14 protein-coding genes and 1 pseudogene are annotated in these 18,851 nt (G+C 30.1%); 3 read left to right on the top strand and 12 right to left on the bottom strand.

Annotated elements, in window-relative coordinates; genetic code table 4:
• Positions 1–56 precede the first annotated feature (56 nt).
• The 8 genes and pseudogenes from MDIS_RS04535 to MDIS_RS02670 all read right to left on the bottom strand — a co-directional run.
• Positions 57–140, bottom strand: a pseudogene (locus MDIS_RS04535) (YebC/PmpR family DNA-binding transcriptional regulator); the annotation flags it as partial.
• Positions 141–277: 137 nt separating this feature from the next.
• Positions 278–1,654 carry an MSC_0618 family F1-like ATPase beta subunit gene (locus MDIS_RS02700; RefSeq protein ID WP_044635529.1) on the bottom strand — a complete coding sequence of 459 codons (1,377 nt, stop codon included), beginning with the start codon at positions 1,652–1,654 and terminating at the stop codon, positions 278–280.
• Between the two features lie 2 nt (positions 1,655–1,656).
• Positions 1,657–3,183, bottom strand: a complete 1,527-nt coding sequence (locus tag MDIS_RS02695; RefSeq protein WP_044635528.1) for an MSC_0619 family F1-like ATPase alpha subunit — start codon at positions 3,181–3,183, stop codon at positions 1,657–1,659.
• Positions 3,183–5,495 carry an MSC_0620 family F1-like ATPase-associated subunit gene (locus MDIS_RS02690; RefSeq protein WP_044635527.1) on the bottom strand — a complete coding sequence of 771 codons (2,313 nt, stop codon included), beginning with the start codon at positions 5,493–5,495 and terminating at the stop codon, positions 3,183–3,185. Before MDIS_RS02690 ends, MDIS_RS02695 begins: the two co-directional genes overlap by 1 nt.
• Positions 5,488–5,958, bottom strand: a complete 471-nt coding sequence (locus MDIS_RS02685) for an MSC_0621 family F1-like ATPase epsilon subunit (protein WP_044635526.1) — start codon at positions 5,956–5,958, stop codon at positions 5,488–5,490. The genes MDIS_RS02690 and MDIS_RS02685 overlap by 8 nt, the downstream gene beginning before the upstream one ends.
• Positions 5,959–6,825, bottom strand: coding sequence for an MSC_0622 family F1-like ATPase gamma subunit (locus MDIS_RS04120; protein ID WP_197722421.1), 867 nt, complete (start codon positions 6,823–6,825; stop codon positions 5,959–5,961). It abuts the gene before it with no gap.
• A 19-nt stretch (positions 6,826–6,844) separates the two neighbouring features.
• Positions 6,845–7,399, bottom strand: coding sequence for an MSC_0623 family F1-like ATPase-associated protein (locus tag MDIS_RS02675; protein ID WP_044635525.1), 555 nt, complete (start codon positions 7,397–7,399; stop codon positions 6,845–6,847).
• A 16-nt stretch (positions 7,400–7,415) separates the two neighbouring features.
• Positions 7,416–9,005: an MSC_0624 family F1-like ATPase-associated membrane protein gene (locus MDIS_RS02670; protein WP_044635524.1), complete on the bottom strand. Its 1,590-nt coding sequence runs from the start codon at positions 9,003–9,005 to the stop codon at positions 7,416–7,418.
• 192 nt (positions 9,006–9,197) lie between these two features.
• On the opposite strand from MDIS_RS02670, the gene MDIS_RS02665 reads away from it, so the two are divergent.
• The gene (locus MDIS_RS02665) at positions 9,198–10,001 is read left to right on the top strand and encodes a Cof-type HAD-IIB family hydrolase (protein WP_044635523.1); all 804 of its coding nucleotides are present in this window, start codon (positions 9,198–9,200) and stop codon (positions 9,999–10,001) included.
• Positions 10,002–10,047: 46 nt separating this feature from the next.
• On the opposite strand, the gene MDIS_RS02660 is transcribed toward MDIS_RS02665, so the two are convergent.
• The 4 genes from MDIS_RS02660 to MDIS_RS02645 all read right to left on the bottom strand — a co-directional run bounded on the left by MDIS_RS02660 (position 10,048) and on the right by MDIS_RS02645 (position 16,077).
• Complete coding sequence (locus MDIS_RS02660) at positions 10,048–10,743, bottom strand: PQ-loop repeat-containing protein (protein WP_044635522.1); 696 nt, start codon at positions 10,741–10,743, stop codon at positions 10,048–10,050.
• Positions 10,744–10,831: 88 nt separating this feature from the next.
• The gene (gene mgtE / locus MDIS_RS02655; protein WP_044635521.1) at positions 10,832–12,298 is read right to left on the bottom strand and encodes a magnesium transporter; all 1,467 of its coding nucleotides are present in this window, start codon (positions 12,296–12,298) and stop codon (positions 10,832–10,834) included.
• A gap of 6 nt (positions 12,299–12,304) precedes the next feature.
• A complete protein-coding gene (locus MDIS_RS02650) occupies positions 12,305–12,913 on the bottom strand; it encodes a diadenylate cyclase (RefSeq protein WP_044635520.1) in 609 nt (202 codons plus the stop codon).
• A 266-nt stretch (positions 12,914–13,179) separates the two neighbouring features.
• The gene (locus tag MDIS_RS02645; protein ID WP_232034207.1) at positions 13,180–16,077 is read right to left on the bottom strand and encodes a hypothetical protein; all 2,898 of its coding nucleotides are present in this window, start codon (positions 16,075–16,077) and stop codon (positions 13,180–13,182) included.
• 354 nt (positions 16,078–16,431) lie between these two features.
• On the opposite strand from MDIS_RS02645, the gene MDIS_RS02640 reads away from it, so the two are divergent.
• Together MDIS_RS02640 and MDIS_RS02635 are read left to right on the top strand one after the other, a co-directional pair.
• Entirely contained in the window at positions 16,432–17,652 is a 1,221-nt protein-coding gene (locus MDIS_RS02640; RefSeq protein WP_044635519.1) for a phosphoglycerate kinase, read from the top strand.
• 269 nt (positions 17,653–17,921) lie between these two features.
• Positions 17,922–18,743, top strand: coding sequence for a MurR/RpiR family transcriptional regulator (locus MDIS_RS02635; protein WP_044635518.1), 822 nt, complete (start codon positions 17,922–17,924; stop codon positions 18,741–18,743).
• Positions 18,744–18,851: the final 108 nt, after the last annotated feature.

The following is an 18,851-nucleotide window of genomic DNA, read 5'->3' as shown; positions in this document are numbered from 1 at the left end:
AATATGCATTTATTATTTTCTAATAATTTATAAGTAAAAAAACTTTAATTTATAAATTAGAATTTTAAATTGTGATAGACACTTTGAATGTCTTCGTTATCAAGAAAATTATCAATTTGGTTTATATTTTTTCAGTTGTTCCCGAGTTTCCCAGTTAGATGAGGTAATTTTAAAAAATTAAAAAAATGACGGAATTAACGTCATCTTTTGCTTGTGAGAGATTCCAGCTGGGAAACTCAGGGATAATTTAGATTATTATCAATTTGCTAAATTTTAACTAACTATTTTTGTTTTTGAGTAAATCATCAACCGAACCAATAAAGGCGAATTCACTTGGTGAAATATCTAAAAATTCACCATCGATAATGCGGATTACTGAATCAATTGTTTTTTCAAGTGGGACATAAACTCCTGGTTCTTTTGTAAAAGCGGCGGCCATAAAGAAGTTTTGTGTGAAAAAGTTTTCCAACTGAAGTGCTTTTCGCACGATAATTTTACTTTCGGCATCAAGTTCGTCAAAACCTAAAATTAGAATTACATCTTCTAAGTCTTTGTATTTTTTCATAATTGATTTCGCAGCAATAATTGCATTAAAATGTCTTTCGCCAATTACGTTTACCGAAACCGAGTTTGAAGTTGATACAAGCGGATCGAAAGCGGGGAAAATATTACGTGACATTTTATCACGTGAGAGCACAAATGATGAATCCAAGTGGGTAAAAAGCGAAATTGCCGCCGGATCAGAGAGATCATCCATTGGTAGGAAAACGGTTTGGAACGAAGTAATTGAACCGTTTTCATTTTTATATAGTCGATCTTCAATAAATGAGACATCAGAGTCCATCGTTGCATGATAACCACCAATGGAAACGTTTTTTTCAAGCGCTGATGAAACTTCATTAGTTGCCTGAATAAATCGGTAAATATTATCAATGAATAAAAGCACATCTTCCTTTTCGTAGTCACGGGCATATTCGGCGGCAGTAACCCCCATTGGCACAATCATCGACCTTGCACCAGGAGTTTCGTTCATTTGGGCAACAAACATCGTTGATTTTGCCATCAAATTTGACTCTTTTAGTTCTAAAAATAGTTCTAGCCCTTCACGGGAACGTTCACCCGAACCAACGAAAATTGAAGAAACTTTTTGTCGTTGTTTGGAAACGTTAAAAATAATTTCTTTCATCAAAACGGTTTTACCAACTCCAGCACCACCAAAAATTCCGATTTTATAACCTTCAAAAATTGGCACAAAAAAATCAAGCGCCTTAATTCCAGTTTCAAGTAGTTTATGTTTTATTGTAAAATTTTCTTTGGTAACGTTAATTGTTGAGTTAATCGGAATTGTTTTTGGACGGTATTGCGGGCTGTTTTGTGATTGGGCAAGGATGTTAAAAACTTGATTTTTTGCCCCTGGACCTACAGGAACTTGTAAAAAATTAAGCGTATTTAAAACTTGCGAACCAACTGCAATTGGTTCAGATTTGGCAATAACAATTGCTCTGACTGTGTTTTGGTTAAGAATTTTTTTAATTACCAAAATTGTTTTATGCTCATGCATTGTTAGCGCTTGCTCGAGCTGAATTTTATCAAGATCGCTTGAGAATTTAATTTCGGCAACGTTAGTCCAAATTTGCGAAATAACACCAATCATTTTTATCTACCTCCAATTGCTTGTGCTTTTTTGATAATATTATCAAGCAAAGATTCTTCCATTTTTGGGAATGCAAGTGGTACTTCGAGCGCTTGCGTTGTCGTTTTTGCTAAAAATTGGTTTACAACAGTGGCAAAATAAGAACCAGCAAGATCGTTATCAACAAATTCATTATTTGTATATTTAGTAAAAATCTGCTTTGCAAACGGGTCATTTTCGACAAGTGCACGCACAAAATCAACAACTTTTGTAGGGTCTTGAACATCTTTTAAAAGCCCTCAAGAAATTATTTTAATTCCCATTAAAACGCTTGTTGGCGAATAGTAAGAATAACCTTTTTGCACTAAAAACTGTTCAACTTGTGATCCTTTAAAAAGTAAATCAGAAGTTTCTTTGTTAAGATCGTAATCTAATTTTGCAAGTTTAATCTGTTTTTGGTAATTATAATAAAGTGAAGAAATTTCCTTTGAAATTGTGCGAATATTTCTTGCTTGAACCGAAGATCCTGTCCGCGAAACTGAAAGTCCGATATTAACCGCAGGAATTTTTCCTTCGGCAAAAAGTGCCGAAGAAGTAATAATTTGTCCGTCAGTAATTGAAATTACATTTGAAGATACAAGCGAAGTAATATCGTTGTCAACTGTTTGTAAAATTGGTAATGCGGTAATTGATTTTCGTCCAATAAATCTTCCTGATCGTTCTAAAAGTTTTGAATGGGCAAAGAAAATATCAGCTGGAAAAGCTTCTTTTCCGATTGGCTGATTTGTTAAAAGCGCAACTTCCCGCCAAACACTTGCATGTTTTGATAAATCATCAAAAACGATTAAAACATCGTAATTATAACTCAAATTTTCCGCGTGCGCCATCGCAAAATAAGGGGCTAAATACTGATCAAATGGACTAGTTGAAGGCGCGTGAAGCACGATTGTGTTATGCATTGCGCCGTTTTTGACAAGATCTGAATATAAAGAAACTAAATTTTGTCGTTTTTGCCCGATTGAGACATAAATACATTTTGTTGACTGTGAATTTTTTTGGTTAATAATTGCATTAATTCCAATATGTGTTTTCCCAGTTTGGCGATCGCCAACAATTAATTCACGTTGCCCAAATCCAACTGGGTTAAAAAGGTCAATCGCCAAAATTCCGGTATAAATTTGGCGATCAAGCAGTTCACGTCTTAAAACTCCAGCGGCAGTTTCAAAAGCAGAGTGCCGATATTGCAAAAAAGTTGTTGGTTTTAACGATTTAGGTTCGATGATATTTCCCGAAAGGTCGATAATTTTCCCAAAATATTCTGTTGAAGTTGAAATTCTGTCAAAATTAGGAATTTCAACTAACTCATCATTTATCTCAATTTTCCCCTTTTGGTTGTTAAAAAGCAGATAAGCTTGGTCAAAAGAAGCCTGAATAACGACTGCTTTAATATCTGGTTTCGTTTTTACTTGAAAAAATTGTTGTTCTTTTCAGTGGTATTGACCTTTAACTAAAACAACATAATCTAAAACTGATGCAACTTTTAATGCCATTATTCATCTCCCTTAATTTTTTCACTAGTTTTAATTTGGTTTTTTTTATAAATTAATAATCTTGATATTGTTGCGACTGAAATTAAAACTAATGTAATTCCGCCAATTAATAAATAAACTAAATTATTAGCAATTCATTCATTAGCACTAGAATTTTTGTATTCTTTGATTAAATTTGCAAAATTTTGCACTGGATCAAGTGGTTTTTGACTTTGTCCTTCGGTTTTGTTATCATTTCCAGAAGTAGATGGTTTGTTATCTTTTTCGTCAAAATAGGCAATCTGTCCTAAAATTTGGTTTAATTGGTTAATTTGGCGACCAATTTTAGTCATTGCCAAAAATGAATTAACTAAATTTGACGTTAATTTATGAGATTCGTTATGAAAAAGTGCAACTTTTTGGTGCGCTTCAGCAAAAAAACGATTTATATCTTGGCGAGTAATATTGAGTTTTTTGAGCGTTTCTTCAAGTTTTTTCTCTTCTTCACTCTGATTTTCACCGCCAGTTTGAGCTTGGTTTTTCTGGTTAGCAGCGCCACTATTAGCAGTTATTTTTTTTGTTGCTTGATAAAATTTATCTTGCAAAACAATTAAATTAAGGAAATAAATTAGATAATAATGTGATCAAGCTTTGTTATTATCAATTTCTGCTTTTTTTAGATAGGATAAAAACTGAAACTGGGAAGCAGAAAAAACGGTTGCTTGTGAAGAATTTATATATTCACGTGCCATTTTTTTCTGAGCATTTAGAAAATCTTCGTTATAAAATACTTTTGTTAATAAATAAAAGAAATTATAAATTGTTGTTTGTGATCCAGGTGAATAATAACGAATTTGGTCAAAACTAAACTGATCATTGACATTAATAGTTTTAAAAAATTCATCAATTACTGCCGTTACCCCCAAATTTGAACGGTATAAATTTGCGGTAATTGCCTGTTTTTGATATCCTGTTGCACCACCAAAATCATCGTATTGTAAACTATCATAAACTTTTTCGTATTTACTTTTATCGTTTGCATCGCGAACTTTGTTAACAAAATCAGTGATTTTTATTTTTGCACTAACTTTCCCATCTTTTTCTTCAACTGACTGAATGTCATATTTGAAACGGGAATTTAGCGGATTTAAGAAGAAAAAGATCTTCTTTTTTTCTTCTTGAGATGCAGAATTATAAAGACTAACGATTTCACTTGCAGACATATTTGCATATTCTGCGGCAACAATCGGCGGTAAATCGGGAGCAATTCGCACTTCAAATTCAGGTTTTTCGGCAACATCGGGCGGATTTTGGTTTGTTATTTTTTTAATTGCAAGATTAATTTGTTCCTGCGCTGATTGTGAAGAACTAGGATTTGGTAGTTGATTTAGCGAAAAATCGAGCAAAAGTGACTGTTTTTCAAAGTAATTTTTAATTCAATCATTTCAAGAACTAACACCTTCTTTTCCTTTTGGTTTAGATGCTAATAAAAGTGATTCTTCAGCATCGATTCGATCACGATCGATATTTAAATCAAAATTCTTTTTATATTCAGGAAATTCTTCTTCTTTAAATAAATATTGTTTATAACCTGATTCTAAACCTTGGAAATAAGTTTTAATTCGTTCTTCAAATTCTTTCCCTTTTAAAGTGTTGGGAACTTCGGTTACTTTATCAGTTTTAACACCTTTGACTTTTGCATAATCATCATTTTCATTACTTCCCCATTCAAGACCTTGATGATTTTCTTTTTCAAAACTGACATCACCACGTTTTAATTTAAGATTGTTAGCGAAAGCGAAAGGGCTTATGATATTTAGACCGTATTCTTGTGGGTTTTTTTTAATCCCTTCGGCATTTTTTTTGAAATAATAACGTAATTGGATTCAAAAAAAACTTTGTTTTAGTCTTTCTTCGACATTATCGCGAGTTTTTGAGTTGATATCAGCGAGTTTGATTTTAATATCTTCGTCAACTTTTTGCAAAAAGTTATCAATTAGACTTGATTTTTGCGCGTTTCATCAAGCCTGATTTTTCTTTAAATCTTCTTCTGTGATTGGTTCGGCTTTCTTTTCTTCTTTTTTATTGCCAGATTTTCCATCTTTTTTAGACTCAGGAGACGAACTTTCTCCATCAGTTTTCCCATTTTTTCCCCCAGATGCAGAATTGTCATTAGAATTTGTCCCACCAGATTCGCGATTATTTCCAGGACTTTGTTGAACTGCTTCAGCCTGGGTTAGTTTCATTCCTGAACTTAGAAAGAAAAACGGGGTTAGTGTTAAAATTGGGAAAAAACTAGTAAAAAGTATTCTCTTTTTTGCTTTTTTAGACATTGTTCACCTCAGTTTTGACTAGAAAAAACAATTCTTTAAGTCGATTTTCTTCATTTTGTTGTTTTGTGAGTTGGTAGTTTTGGTATAGTTCTAAATCCGAACTGATTTCTAAATTTGCTTGTAATTGTAATTTATGTAAAAGTTTGTTTTTATTATTTTGCCCTGATTTTTTCTGAATATAAAATTCTTTTTTATCAACTTTGTAAAAAATTAAGTCATCATAAAGACGAATTGAGACTGAATCTTCAAGCGAAAACAAGAGTGAACGGTGAGCAAAAAAATAAAGAGTTTCGTTTGAAACTTCAATTTTGATAAGCGAAAATTGTAAGTTGGAAACTAAAAATGGCACGATTGGTGCAAAATATTTTTCCTGTTCGATATTAATAAAAACTTTGCAATCTTTAAAACTAACAACCTTATTTTCAGGAGTTAAAATTCTGAAGTTTCAGAGTTTTGCGGCCATTTAAAAAACTCCTTTCGGTTTGCGTTTGATTAGATTCAGTTCTTCAATTTCAAGTTCACGTTCGATTTTGAGAATTGTTGTTTTAAGATGGTGAATTTTTTCTTCAATTTCTTTTAACAGCGTGTTTTCGTGAATTAGTTTGTTTTTATAGACAATAAATTGCGACTCTAAAAGCAAAACCTGAACTGATGAAGCAAAATAAGTATGAATTTGGGTTTGGTAAAACTCTTCAAAATTAGGGAAAAAACGGACTTTTTCAAGGTTGTTTTCAATTATTTCTAGCGCTTCCTGACTTGTTTCCATTTTAAATTCAAATTGATTTAAAGGGAAAATTGTGGCAATAAAATTCGGAATTTTATTAGAATAAACTGCCATTTTTACTGAAGAAAACTGACGATTTTTAATTCCGTGTTCAATAATTTGGGCGATTTTATTTGAATTTTCAAACGAATTGCTAAGATCTTCAAAACTTTGAATAATTTTCATATTTTTCTTTTTTGCAAACTCAATTGCGCGCACGCCAAGTGGAATAATAAAATCTTTTTCAGTGTAATTTTCAAGAATTTTATGCTCGATTTGGTCAAAAAAGTTTTGCGTATATTTTTCGTTTGACGAAGGGTAAATTCAAAGATTAATATTTTGTCTTGTTAAAGCTTTTCTAGTAATTAAAGTTAATTTTGAGGATATCGATCTTTGGGAACTAAATTTGGTAAGAAAATATTGACCAATAAGGAAAAATTCATAAACATTTCTAATAGTTCTTAACAAGAGATTAATTTGGATTAAGGAAATGTTTCGATTTAAAGATACTAAATCGTAAATTTTAACAAAATTGGCTCTTTTTTCCTTTTTTTCGTTTATGTTCATAATCTAAAAACTTTCAAAATTAGGATTTCTTTGCTTTTTTCTCTTGTTCTGTTTGATTTTCGAAACTAGAAACTAATGACATTTCGCTAAAAACGACTTTAAGCGTGCGAGTTTGAGGGTCGCTAAAAACGATGCAACCTTCAACAACTTCAACAAAACGGTTTTTATTACTAATAAAATCTCATGCGAGTGTATTTAAATTTGCAAGGATTGAAGAAAATCTTGAATCGTTGCTATCAGCAAAGAAATTACTTGCCATTACATTTGAAGATTCTTTTTGGGCAATTACGGGAACAAGACCTTTTGAGCCAAATCGTGAAGACCTTTGTCACGAGATAACAAAATTTTTAAACACTAATTCAGTCGTTGCTTTGTAAGAACTCATTACTTTTTGTTGGTATTTTGTTCGCATTGATGATTTTGCTTTTTGTGAAGATATAAGCAATGTCAAATTCATTAAAGCATCAAAACTAACAAAACTTGGGTGCTTAATTAAATCATAGTAATCACGAAATTCAACTTTATTGTCAATAACAGTTGAATTTGCTTCTTTTTTCGATCCAAAAATTTTCATAATTTGCTCCTAATTTTTAGTTTTTTGACTTTGAAGTTTTTAGATTTTGACTATTATTTGCAGAATCATTTGCCACTTTTTCCTTTGTGGTTAATTTTTGATTCTGTTTTTGTTCTTGGGAAGTTTTTTTCGTTGTTAATATTAAAGCGTTTTTTCCAATAGCAATAAACAAATTTGATAATACAAAAACTCCAAGTAAAACGTTAAGAATTCCAAAATAATAGAAACTATAGTCAATATAAAAAGTTGATACTAAAGCAGATGAGTCTTTCTTATCAGTTTTTACAACCGAATTTGTATAAACATTAATATTTAAAGTATAAATGAAAGTAAAAATTATATATAAACTAATAAAAAAGCCAATTAAAAATTTTAATCACAAAGGAAATTCTGGTCTTATTTTTATAAAAAGTGAATAAGTTATAATAAGAAAAACTATCTGACTTAAATTTATTCAAATAGTGGCAAAAACTGTATAGTTTAAATAAGAAATAACAAAACTAGTAATAAATGATAATAAAAGGAAAAATCCAAAAAAACTTAATTGATAATCTTTTATTTTTGCTTTTATGCCGGTGAAATTCAAAAGAAAATAAACTACCAACAAAACAAAATGAATCGAAATTCCGATTATCATTGGCACATAATTTGTTTCTAAATTTTGACCAAAAGGTAAAAATTGAACAAAATTTCCGGTTGCATAAATATTAACATAAACACTATAAATAAAAATTGAAAAAACAGCGAAAATTAAAATGGAAAACGATGGGACGAATTTTTTTAGTCTGATAAAGCTTTGGCGGTAAAAATAAATTTGCGGACTAAAAAACAGCAAAAACATTACTAGTGCAAAAACTAATATCGCAATTAAGATGAATGAATTAGTAGCTTTTCCAACCTCGCCGATAAATGTATATAATCAATCCGCAATTTTATTGCCATAAGTTACGGTCGGAGTTGCATTTTCTTTTGGGGTAGAAAAAACCATTGAACCAAAAATTCCAAATAAAATTGCAGAAACAGCAATTGCAGCAAAAAGACTAATATGCTTAAAAATAAATAATTTCTTATAGTCATAATTAATCTTATCGTTTTTTCGCCCAATTCAGATTCAAAGGAAATAATCGAGAAAAATTAGCACAAAAATTTGCGCTGAAAATAGAAAAATATTAATTCAATTTGTTGTTAGTCAGGCAAAATATAAAATAATATTAAGTAAAAAAAGCGAGAAAAATACCGTTAAAACAAAGTATTTTTTCAGTTTTTGTTTTAGTTGTAAATATTTTAGCCCTTTTAACAAAAAAGCAAAACTAAAAAATAGCAATAAAACTGATCTTGTTATTCGCGAGGAGACAAACTCGCGAATATTATCCTCGATCGGATTAAAAAAAGTTGAAATACTCGAAATATTTGAAGTTGGCGAATTTGCGGGGTCGATACTAGATATATTTAGAAATGATCGGGGTGAATCAAAAAAAATCGCCAAACATAAAATTGCAAACAAAAAAACAACTAGTGCACGGAGAAAATATTGCACTAATTGTTTTTGGCTTATTTTTGCGGGTTTTGTTTTGAGAGTTAAAACATCATTGTCAATCTCTTTCATTGCACTTTCCTTTCTTTTCTAAATTTTAACTAGAATTTAATTATAACTTTTTTTTTTTTTTTTATGAAAAATTGCCAATTTTAAAGTAGAAATGTTGTTTACCTTTATTTTTTAAAATCCAATCCGCCGAATAATTCTAATTAAAAAGTTAATTTCTTTTTTTTTATTTAAATATCTTTATAATTTTAACAAATGAACAAAAAATTAATTTTTAGCGACATTGATGGCACTTTATATTGCGCTGATTTTAAGGTTAGCGAACAAACAACTGATTATATAAAAAAGAACAAGGACAAATTTATCCTTGTTCTTAATACTGGTAATCCTTTAAGTTCGCGGATTCGCCAAGTTGCAAAAAACCTAGAAATCAGATACGTTATAACTTCAAATGGCGCATTGTTTAGCGATCTTGAAATTGAAAATCACCAACTAATTAACGGTTCAATTTCGACTGAGTCACAAAAATATGTTTTTGAAATTGCGAAAAATTTAGATATGCAACTAAATTTTTGGAATCAGGAAAAATATTTTAGTTTCAATACTAAACGGGAATATTTTTCGTTTTTTAACTATCCACATCTTGATCCTGAAAATGAGGTTTATTTTACCGATTCTTTCCAGGAAAACGTGATTAAATTAGAACTAATAGGTTCGCCAGCACAGATTGAAAAAGCCTATAAATTACTAGAAAAAGATCAAGATTTAGAGGTAGTTTTTCTGAAAAACTTAAGTCTTGAAATTAGTAAAAAAAATACAAATAAGGGAAATGCTGTTGAATTTGTTTCTAATGCCCTTAATTATAAAATTGATGAGGTGATGACAATTGGCGATAGTCCTAACGATGTTTCAATGCTTGAAAGAACAAAATTTTCTTATGCGATGGCAAATGGTTATGAAGCTGTGAAAAAAACGGCTAATTTTCATACAAGCGCTTGTGATCAAGAAGGGCTAATTTATGCAATTAAGGATTTTTTGTACCGTACAAAGTTTAACTAATTTAAGATTTTTACTGAAATTTTAAGAAAAAAACCTTCAAAATTAACTAAATTCAGTTGATTTTGAAGGTTTTGTTTATTTTGCGTTGTTGACCTAACTGGTAAAAATAGGCAAAAAGTTGTAAACTTGCGATTAAAAAACCGATAATTTGGAAAATTAGTGCAGGAATATAATTTGATTCTTTTTCAACAACTAATCTTAGAAAATCATAAATAACTCAGGCAAAATTTAGTAATAAAAGGTTAATTAAAAAAGTTAATGGGATAAATTTTATTGTTTTTTGCTTGATTCCTAATAAAGTTTGTGGTAAAAAAGCGATATTTACACAAAAACCAGCAAAAATTACGATATAAGTTGCCGCTGATATAATTTTAGAAAATGAAATTAATTTTGTTGCAAAAAGAATTCCAGTTAGTAAAATTAGAAAGTAAACAATTGAACTAAGAGCAAGAAAAGCAATATTAGAATGCAGTTTTTTCGTTGTTTTTAGTCGAAAAATGTAATTTTGCACTAAAAAAATAAAAGTAGTTAAACCGCAAAAAATTTGCGTAATTACAATTGGTAAATCATTTATAACCAAACCAAAAAAGGCAAAACCTAAAATTCCAAGATAGTAAATTCACCAACTAAAAAGCGAAACTTTCGGTGGTTTTTTTCCTAGAAATGTATTAATTACAAGTGGAAGTCCAATTATGGCAGTTAAAACTGAGGCAATTCAGCCGATTATGTTAATATAAGACACTTTTTATCCAATCAAATTAGTAATTTTTTAAAATTATGAAATTAATTTCATAATTTTATTAATTAATAAATTTTTTGAAATTTATTAATTAAATCATTAGAAACACAAGAATCGTAATACCAAAAAAGATTAAAGTCGAAACTGAATCAGTCACAGTTGCCAAAATTGGTGCTGACATTACCGCAGGATCGCGTTTGATCGCCTTTGCCAACATCGGAATTGTTGCCCCAAGAATTTTCGAAAAAATGATAACACATAAAAGCGAAACGGAGGAGGCAAAAGAAATTATGAGAATATAATCGCGGATTGTTAGATTAGAAATTGAATTTTCAGGAATTTGTGTGTTTTTAATATCACCTGTAAAACTAAAGTAGATAACAAGACGTACAAAATTTAAGAACATCAAAATTGTGCCAATTATCAGACCAACACTAATTTCTTTTAGCAAAACTTTGCGGATAAAATTAGACCGCGAGACTTCTTTTAAAGAAAGGGCGCGCACAATTGTAGTCGCTGATTGCGAACCAGCATTTCCAGCTGAGCCAGAAATTACTGGAATCATTGAAACGATTGTGGTGATAAACGAAGCAAGTCCGATTGATTTAATTGCGTTATTTTCGGTAATTGCATCAGTAAATTCTTGGATAATAAACTGTGATAAGGTTGAGCCAAACATCAGAATGATTAGCCAAAAAACTCTTGATTTTACGATCTGTTTTAATGTTGATTTAATATAGGAATCATCAACTTCTTGCGGCAAAATCCCAGCTAGTTTATACATATCGCTTGTTGCTTCTTCTTTAACAATGTCGATAATGTCATCACTTGTGACCATTCCAATTAATCTTTGGGCGGTATTTACGACTGGTAAAACGGAAAAATCATTTTTTGCAAAAACTTCGGCAGCTTGTTCTTTTTTATCAGTTGTAATTAAAAAAGGTACTTGAAAAATGATTTCTTCGATTTTCAATTTAGGATCAGAAAAAACTATATCTTCTAAAGTAGTGGCGCCAATTATTTTTTTATGGGCATCAACGACATAGTAATAATGAACTAACTCGGAAATGTCTTTATATTGACGGATTTTTTCAAGTGCTTCCATACAGGTAAATTCGTTTGAAAGATAGACGATATCAACGGACATAAAAGAGCCAATTTGGTCGTCGGTATATTGCAAAAGTTGATTGACTTGCTTACGAGTATCAGTGTCAATGTTACGTAAAATTCGTTTAGCAACATTATCAGGAACTTCATCTAGGAGTTCAACAATTTCATCGGCATAAAGTTCGTCAAGTAGTTTGTTCATCATTTCGTTTGGCAAACTAATAACTAATTCGGTTTGAATTTCGGGAGAAAAATAAGTGAAAATTTCACCAGCAGCGGCAGTATCTAACATCCTAAAAAACAAAATTCGTTGAAATTGACTAAATTTGGAAACTTCTTCGGCGATTTCGGAAAGTGGCTTTTGTTTGGCATAATTGCGAACTTGATTAATTTTTTTAGCATCTACTAATTCGGCTAAAACAGAAGAACTAGTTGCTTCAAAATTTTGCATATTTACTTATTTATTTGTAACAGCTTTTGTTAAATTTAGTTCTTTTGTTAAAATTTCGGCAAACGAATCGAGATTAGTAATCTTAAAAAAATTAGCATCGCGGACAATTATAACCTCACCACTTTGTTCTGAAACAACAATCGTTATCGAATCAGAAACCTCCGAAATTCCCAAAGCCGCCCTATGTCGGGCGCCATATCGGTCTTCAAGCGTCGATTCTGATACGGAAAAATAAGTCGATGCATATGAAATGCGATCATCAACAATGATTACTGCTCCATCGTGCAATGGTGAATTTTTTTGAAAAATTGCAATTAGCAAAGATGAATTAATCATTGAATCAATTTTGACTCCATCGGTACGAAGACTATCAAGAAGCGTGTTTCTTTGTAAGGTAATAATTGCGCCGATTTTGTTCTTTGAAAGATGTTTAACTGCAAAAAAGAGTTCGTAAACTATTTTTCTTTGCGTTGAAATCCCAAGGTCAAGGAAACTGCGATTAACTTTGTTTTTATGCAAAGTTTTAATGTGATTATAGATGAAAAAAACGGCAAAAATGAGCCCTAGCAATAACGTTAGTGCTGTAAGTGCCAAAATTGCAATATCTAAATTCATAACTCATTCCCCTTCCCTGATTTTTCCAAAAAAACAAATTAAAACAATTTACTATTAAATTATATATTAAATTAGTTTGATACAAAATATTTAAAACTTTTTTAACCAAGTTTAGCATAAATTAAAAAAGCTTCTGCGAATTTTTCCAGTTTCTGAAAAATAATTAAAATAAAACTACCAATTCCATTTTTTATAAAATTTTTTACAAAAAATGGAATTGGTAGAAAAATTTTGATTTTGTTAAAAAAAACTGTATAAATTTATTGCTAAATTATTCCAACACCGTGAAGGACGAACATCACAATAACGATAATAAGAACAGCAATTACCGCAAAAAGCACAAATCATAGAACATAAGAAGGAAGACCCCAAATTGTTGACTTTTCGGTTGCAACGATTATAATTTCTTCGTCGTCATCGACACTTGAAGTCGAAGCGGCAATTACCCGAGTTGCTTCATCAACACTAAGATCACCTAGCCCAACTGAAAGTCCGCTTTGGACATTATAACCACCATAACCACGTTTTGTATTAAATAATTCATCATCAACAATTGAATTATGATCAGCTCAATTTAGTCCTAATAAAGCTTGGTAGACAATTCCTTGGAATAGCGGAATTAGTGCTGGGAATTTGTTTAGTGGATAATTTGTAATTCCAGCAGGACAATGATAAATTTTAATTCAAGAATAATCAAGAACGACTTCGACAACTTGAGGAATTTCAACAATTTCCGGAATTGTCTCGTGAGCGATCGTTTTTCCGTGAGCCAAAACTAAAAGTGGATTTATATGGTTGAAATCATCGCTATGAAATTCATAATTAATTATTTTTAATAAGTAATCAATTGAAAGGTTTTTTTGGGCAAAAAGGTAGCGACAAGCGGGACAATTTTTTGCTTCAAGTAAAAATGCACGGTATTTTTGACAGAATTTACAAAAATAAACGTGGGAACAAGAAGCACAATTTGCATTATATGCAAGTTTTTGCTGCTCTAAAAATTGGTGAGTTACTAAAGCGCGTGATTCAAAATATGGATAATATGATAATTGGTAGATTTTTTCTTCAATATCAATATTTCTTGCTCGTAGCAACTCTTTGCAAGCAGAACATTTTCGTGCTTCACGGTAATATGCTGCTAATTTACGGCATTTTGGGCAAAAGAAATTGTGATTGCAAGTAGCACAAGGTGAATTATAAGTTTGCTGTCAAACTAAAGAATATAAATCACTATAATTATTTACGCGTAATTCGGCTAATTTTTGTTCATAGTCAAAATTTTGCTCCTTAAATCTAGCAAGACAGGCAGGGCAATTTTTTGCTTCCAATAAATAAGTTGCATATTTTTGACATCATTGACAACTTACATTGTGAAAACAAGCAGAACAGGAAATTTTTGACCGAATTATCGGTAAATTTTTAGAATAAGAATCAAAGCGAAGTTCTAATAATTTAGCATCAACATCAAAATTTTGCTCCTTAAATCTAGCAAGACAGGCAGGACAATCTTTTGCTTCTTGTAAATAAATACGGTATTTTTGACATCAAGGACAACTTGCATTATGATTGCAAGCCTTACAATTGCTAAAATATTTGTTTTTTAACAAAAAACTTGGATAAGAAGGATGTGATAATTCAAAAATTTTACGGTCAAGATCGATATTTTTTGCCCGTAACAATTCCTTGCATCCACCACAATTTCTTGCTTCTAATAAATAATTACGATATCTTTGGCATCAAGAACAAAGCGCATTATGTGTACAAGTTTTGCAAATTTGCGACGGAACTTTTGTAAGTTTTTTAGCAACAAAACTTGTTGAACGTAGTTCGTGAATTTTTCCAAGGTAGTCAAAATTTTGCTCCTTAAATCTAGCAAGACAGGCAGGGCAATCTTTTGCTTCTAATAAATAATTACGATACTTTTGACATCAAGGACAAGATCCATTATGAGCACAAGCAGAACAAGGAGATTTTGAGAAACTAGACGAGACGGGAGAATCGCAAAATTCAGAGTGTGAATCGCTTAAATTATCATGATGGTTTTCATAATCATTTTCAAGATCATTTCCATCAAGAATTTCGCCTTCAATTACCGGAGTTTTTAACTTTGATTCTTCTTCAAATTCTTTCTCTTGACCTTTTTTTATTAATATTTGGGTTCTATATTTAACTTTTTCAAGAACTTGCTTATCAAATTCATCAGAAATTTCTTGATTAAAAACTAGATCCTCGGGAAAAATACTTTCTTTTTTCTTTTCTTTTTCCAATTTTGTTATTTCCTCAAATTTATCTTCGTTATCAATTTCTTCGTAATTATCGTTTTTTTCTTTTTCGGTTCGGTCTTCATCATTAGTTTTTTGCTCGAGTATAGTTTCTTGATTATTTTTAAAATTTGCTGTAAATTCAAAGTCTTTTTTAGTAACTGCTTCGTCATTTTTGGTTTCAGAATCAACTAAAAATTGGTCAACTTCAGATTTGTTATCAAAATCGACTGTTTCAAAAGAGAAGCTTTCACTTGATTGTTCAGGTTGAAATGCATTTTTATTTTCAATACCAAAGTCGTTTTCGTTTGGATCAGAAATTTCAAGTTCAATAAGATGGCAAGGACATTCGTGACTTGCAGTTTCATCTTCGTTATACTTATCACAAACTGGGCAATCAATCGGTAAATCAGTTTCGTTTTGGGTTAAAGCATACAAAATTTCATCAACAGTTTTTTCATCTTCAGTGATAACTAATTCTGTTTTTGGTTGCTTTTTCTTGTTTTTTTCAAAAACTAAACTATTATCAGATCTAGAAACAACTTGTTGATTAATTGTATCATTTTTCTTAATTTTATCAGCAACATCAGAACTTTTACTTGTTTTAATTTCTGAATCTTCGGCGAATAATTTCGCTAAATATTCATCTCTTTGAGCAGGAGAAAGAGTTCTTATGTTGATAGGCAAAGGAAAAGATATCACATTCTCAAATTTATTGTTACGTAAAACCCAAAGTCGCACAGGATTTTTAACATCTTCAATTTTAAAAACAACATCTGCAAGTGATTTGAAAATACCAACAGTTTCTTTTGCAAATTTAAGACGATAATAGCAATCTTTTTCCTTATGAAATTCTTCGCAAATCTGCGTTAAATAAAATCTTAAAGTTTTGTTTTTGTTCATTTTTTAGCGACTTCTTTTGAATTTATTTGAAAAAATAATTTAAATTATAGAATAAAATTGGAATTATATGATCAAAAAATAAATTTTGCCTTTGCCTTGGTACAAAATCTAATCTAAATTTTATCATAAAAATAAATAAAAATAACGTTATTTATTAGAAATTTATTAATTTTTCATACACTTTTGTTTTTAAAATCCTTTTCTAATTTTTATTTAGATGTTTTAGTTAAATTTTAAAGCAATTTTTAAAATTTCATCATAAATTCATAGATAAATTTTTCAAACCATTTTCTAATCATATCAATTTAATAGTTTATAATATAACAAAAAATAGTAATTTTTGGAAGGAAAAAGATGATACCAGTTTATAAATCCAAAAAATTCATTGATGAAATAGATTTTTTAAATAAAAAAGTCATTCTTCGTGTTGATTTTAACGTCCCAATTATCGATGGCGAAATCACTTCAACAAAAAGAATTGTTGCTAGCCTTAAAACTATTGAAAAAATCGTTAATGACGGTGGAAAATTAATAATTTTATCCCACCTTGGTCGAATCAAATCTGAAAGTGACCTTGAGAAAAAATCACTTCGCCTAGTAGGAGAAAAACTAGCGGAAATTTTAGGTAAAGATGTTAAATTCATCGCTAAAAACCGTGGTGAAGAAGTTGAAAACGCAATCGAAGAACTTCAAAACGGCGAAATTCTTCTCCTTGAAAATACAAGATTTCAAGATTTAAATAATAAGGCTGAGTCAAAAAATGACCCTGAATTAGGGCAATATTGAGCATCGCTAGCTGATGTTTTTATTAACGATGCCTTTGGAACTTTGCACCGCGCTCATGCTTCAAATGTCGGAATTGCTACCTATATTAAAGAATCCGCAATTGGCTATCTTGTAAAAGAAGAACTAGATGCGCTTTCAAAATTAATTTTTGAACCAGAAAAACCATTTTATGCAATTATTGGTGGCGCAAAAATCTCCGATAAAATCGGCATAATTTCTGCTTTATTAGAAAAAGCTGATAAAGTTTTAATCGGTGGCGGAATGGGTTATACTTTCAAAAAAGCACTTGGATTTAAAATAGGTCTATCAATTTGCGAAGATGACAAACTCGATCTTGCCCGTGAATTGCTTGAAAAGTATCCTGATAAATTAGTTCTTGCAGTCGATGCTGCTCTAGCGGCTGAATTTGCTGATGTTAGTCCAATTTATAACGATGAAAACCCGCTCGAAATTCCTGATCATCTTGAAGGAATGGATATCGGACCTTTGACAATTAAATTATTTGAAAGTCAATTAAAAGATGCAAAAACTGTCCTTTGAAACGGAACTTTAGGTGTTGCTGAATTTAAAAATTTTGCCAAAGGAACAAGAGAAATTGCCAAAATAATTGCCAAACTTGAAAATTGCTATAGCGTAATTGGCGGCGGTGATTCAGTTGCGGCAATTGAAGCTGAGAATTTAGTAAATTCATTTAGTCATATTTCGACAGGAGGAGGTGCTTCGATTAGTTTTATCGAAAAAGGTGATCTAATCGGCCTTGGACCAATCCAAGAAAAAGAAATAAAATAGCTTTAAATTTAAAGTATTTTTTTAAATAAATTAAATATTTTAATTAATTTTGTTTTATTTGAAATTTTTTTTGTTTTTTAAAATAAGAAACGAAAAAATAATACAAAAAAAATGTAATCACTTTAAATTTATAGTGTTTTTTAAACCAAATTAAATTTTTTAATTTTTATTCTTTCTTATGAAATTTTTTTCATTTTTAAAGTAAAAAATAAGAAAAATGAAAAAAAGTTAAAATTAAATTGGATTTGGTTTATTACCGTATTTTTTTTATGAAAAGTGTTTTTTTTGATACGAAAATTGTTGAAAATTTAACGAAAACAGAAAAAATAATTGTTAAGTTAGCACAAGAAAATCCGCAATTTTTTTATAAGTCTTCACTTAAATCTTTGGCAAATAAAAGTCAGTCCTCAATTTCACTAATTTCGAATTTAGCAAAAAAACTAGGCTTTGAAAGTTTTAAGGATATGCAATTTTATGTCTATTATCATTTTCTTAATTCAAATGAAATTAAAACAAAAGAAAATGGGACAAAAAACGCTAAAATAATCCAGAATCTTTATAAATACTATCATAATTCACTAATTCAAACTTTAGAACTCATTGATTTGGAACAAATTTCTGAATTTGCATTACAAATTGTTAGTGCTAAAAAAATTTTCATTTATGGTGCTGGTTCTTCAGCGATTGCTGCAAGCGAACTTGCAATAAATTTACAAAAACTGGGTCTAAATTCAGTGAATTTCCGTGATTTTCATAACTTTTTGCTAGTTAGTGTTCAGCCTGAACCTTTAAAAATTTTGTTTTCAAAATCTTGCAAAACAAAAGAAGTAAATTTTGCATTGCATAAATTTGTCGAAAATAATGACAATTTTATTTTAATTACCGCTAATAAAACAACAAAAATAGCAAAAAATCGCGTAATTTTATACCAAACTTTAGAACAAAAAGACCGTTTTGTTTCAATTTCTTCAAAAATTAATCAGCAATTTATTTCTGATGTTATTTTTTTCAGCGCTGCTAATTTGATTTCAGATCACTATCATAAAAATTATGAAAAAAATTTAAAAATTCTAAAAGAGTGAAACTCCTAATTTAAAAAGTTTTTTCAAATTTCCCCTTATTTTTAAAAATATTTTTATTTTCCTTATTTTTTATAGCTAAATAAGCGATCATTTAGTTATAAAAATTTTTAAGAAAGG

The organism is Mesomycoplasma dispar (assembly GCF_000941075.1).
Taxonomy (GTDB): Bacteria; Bacillota_I; Bacilli_A; order Mycoplasmatales; family Metamycoplasmataceae; genus Mesomycoplasma; species Mesomycoplasma dispar.
Note: the sequence above shows the minus strand (reverse complement) of the source record. Positions and strands in the feature narration are given on the sequence as shown.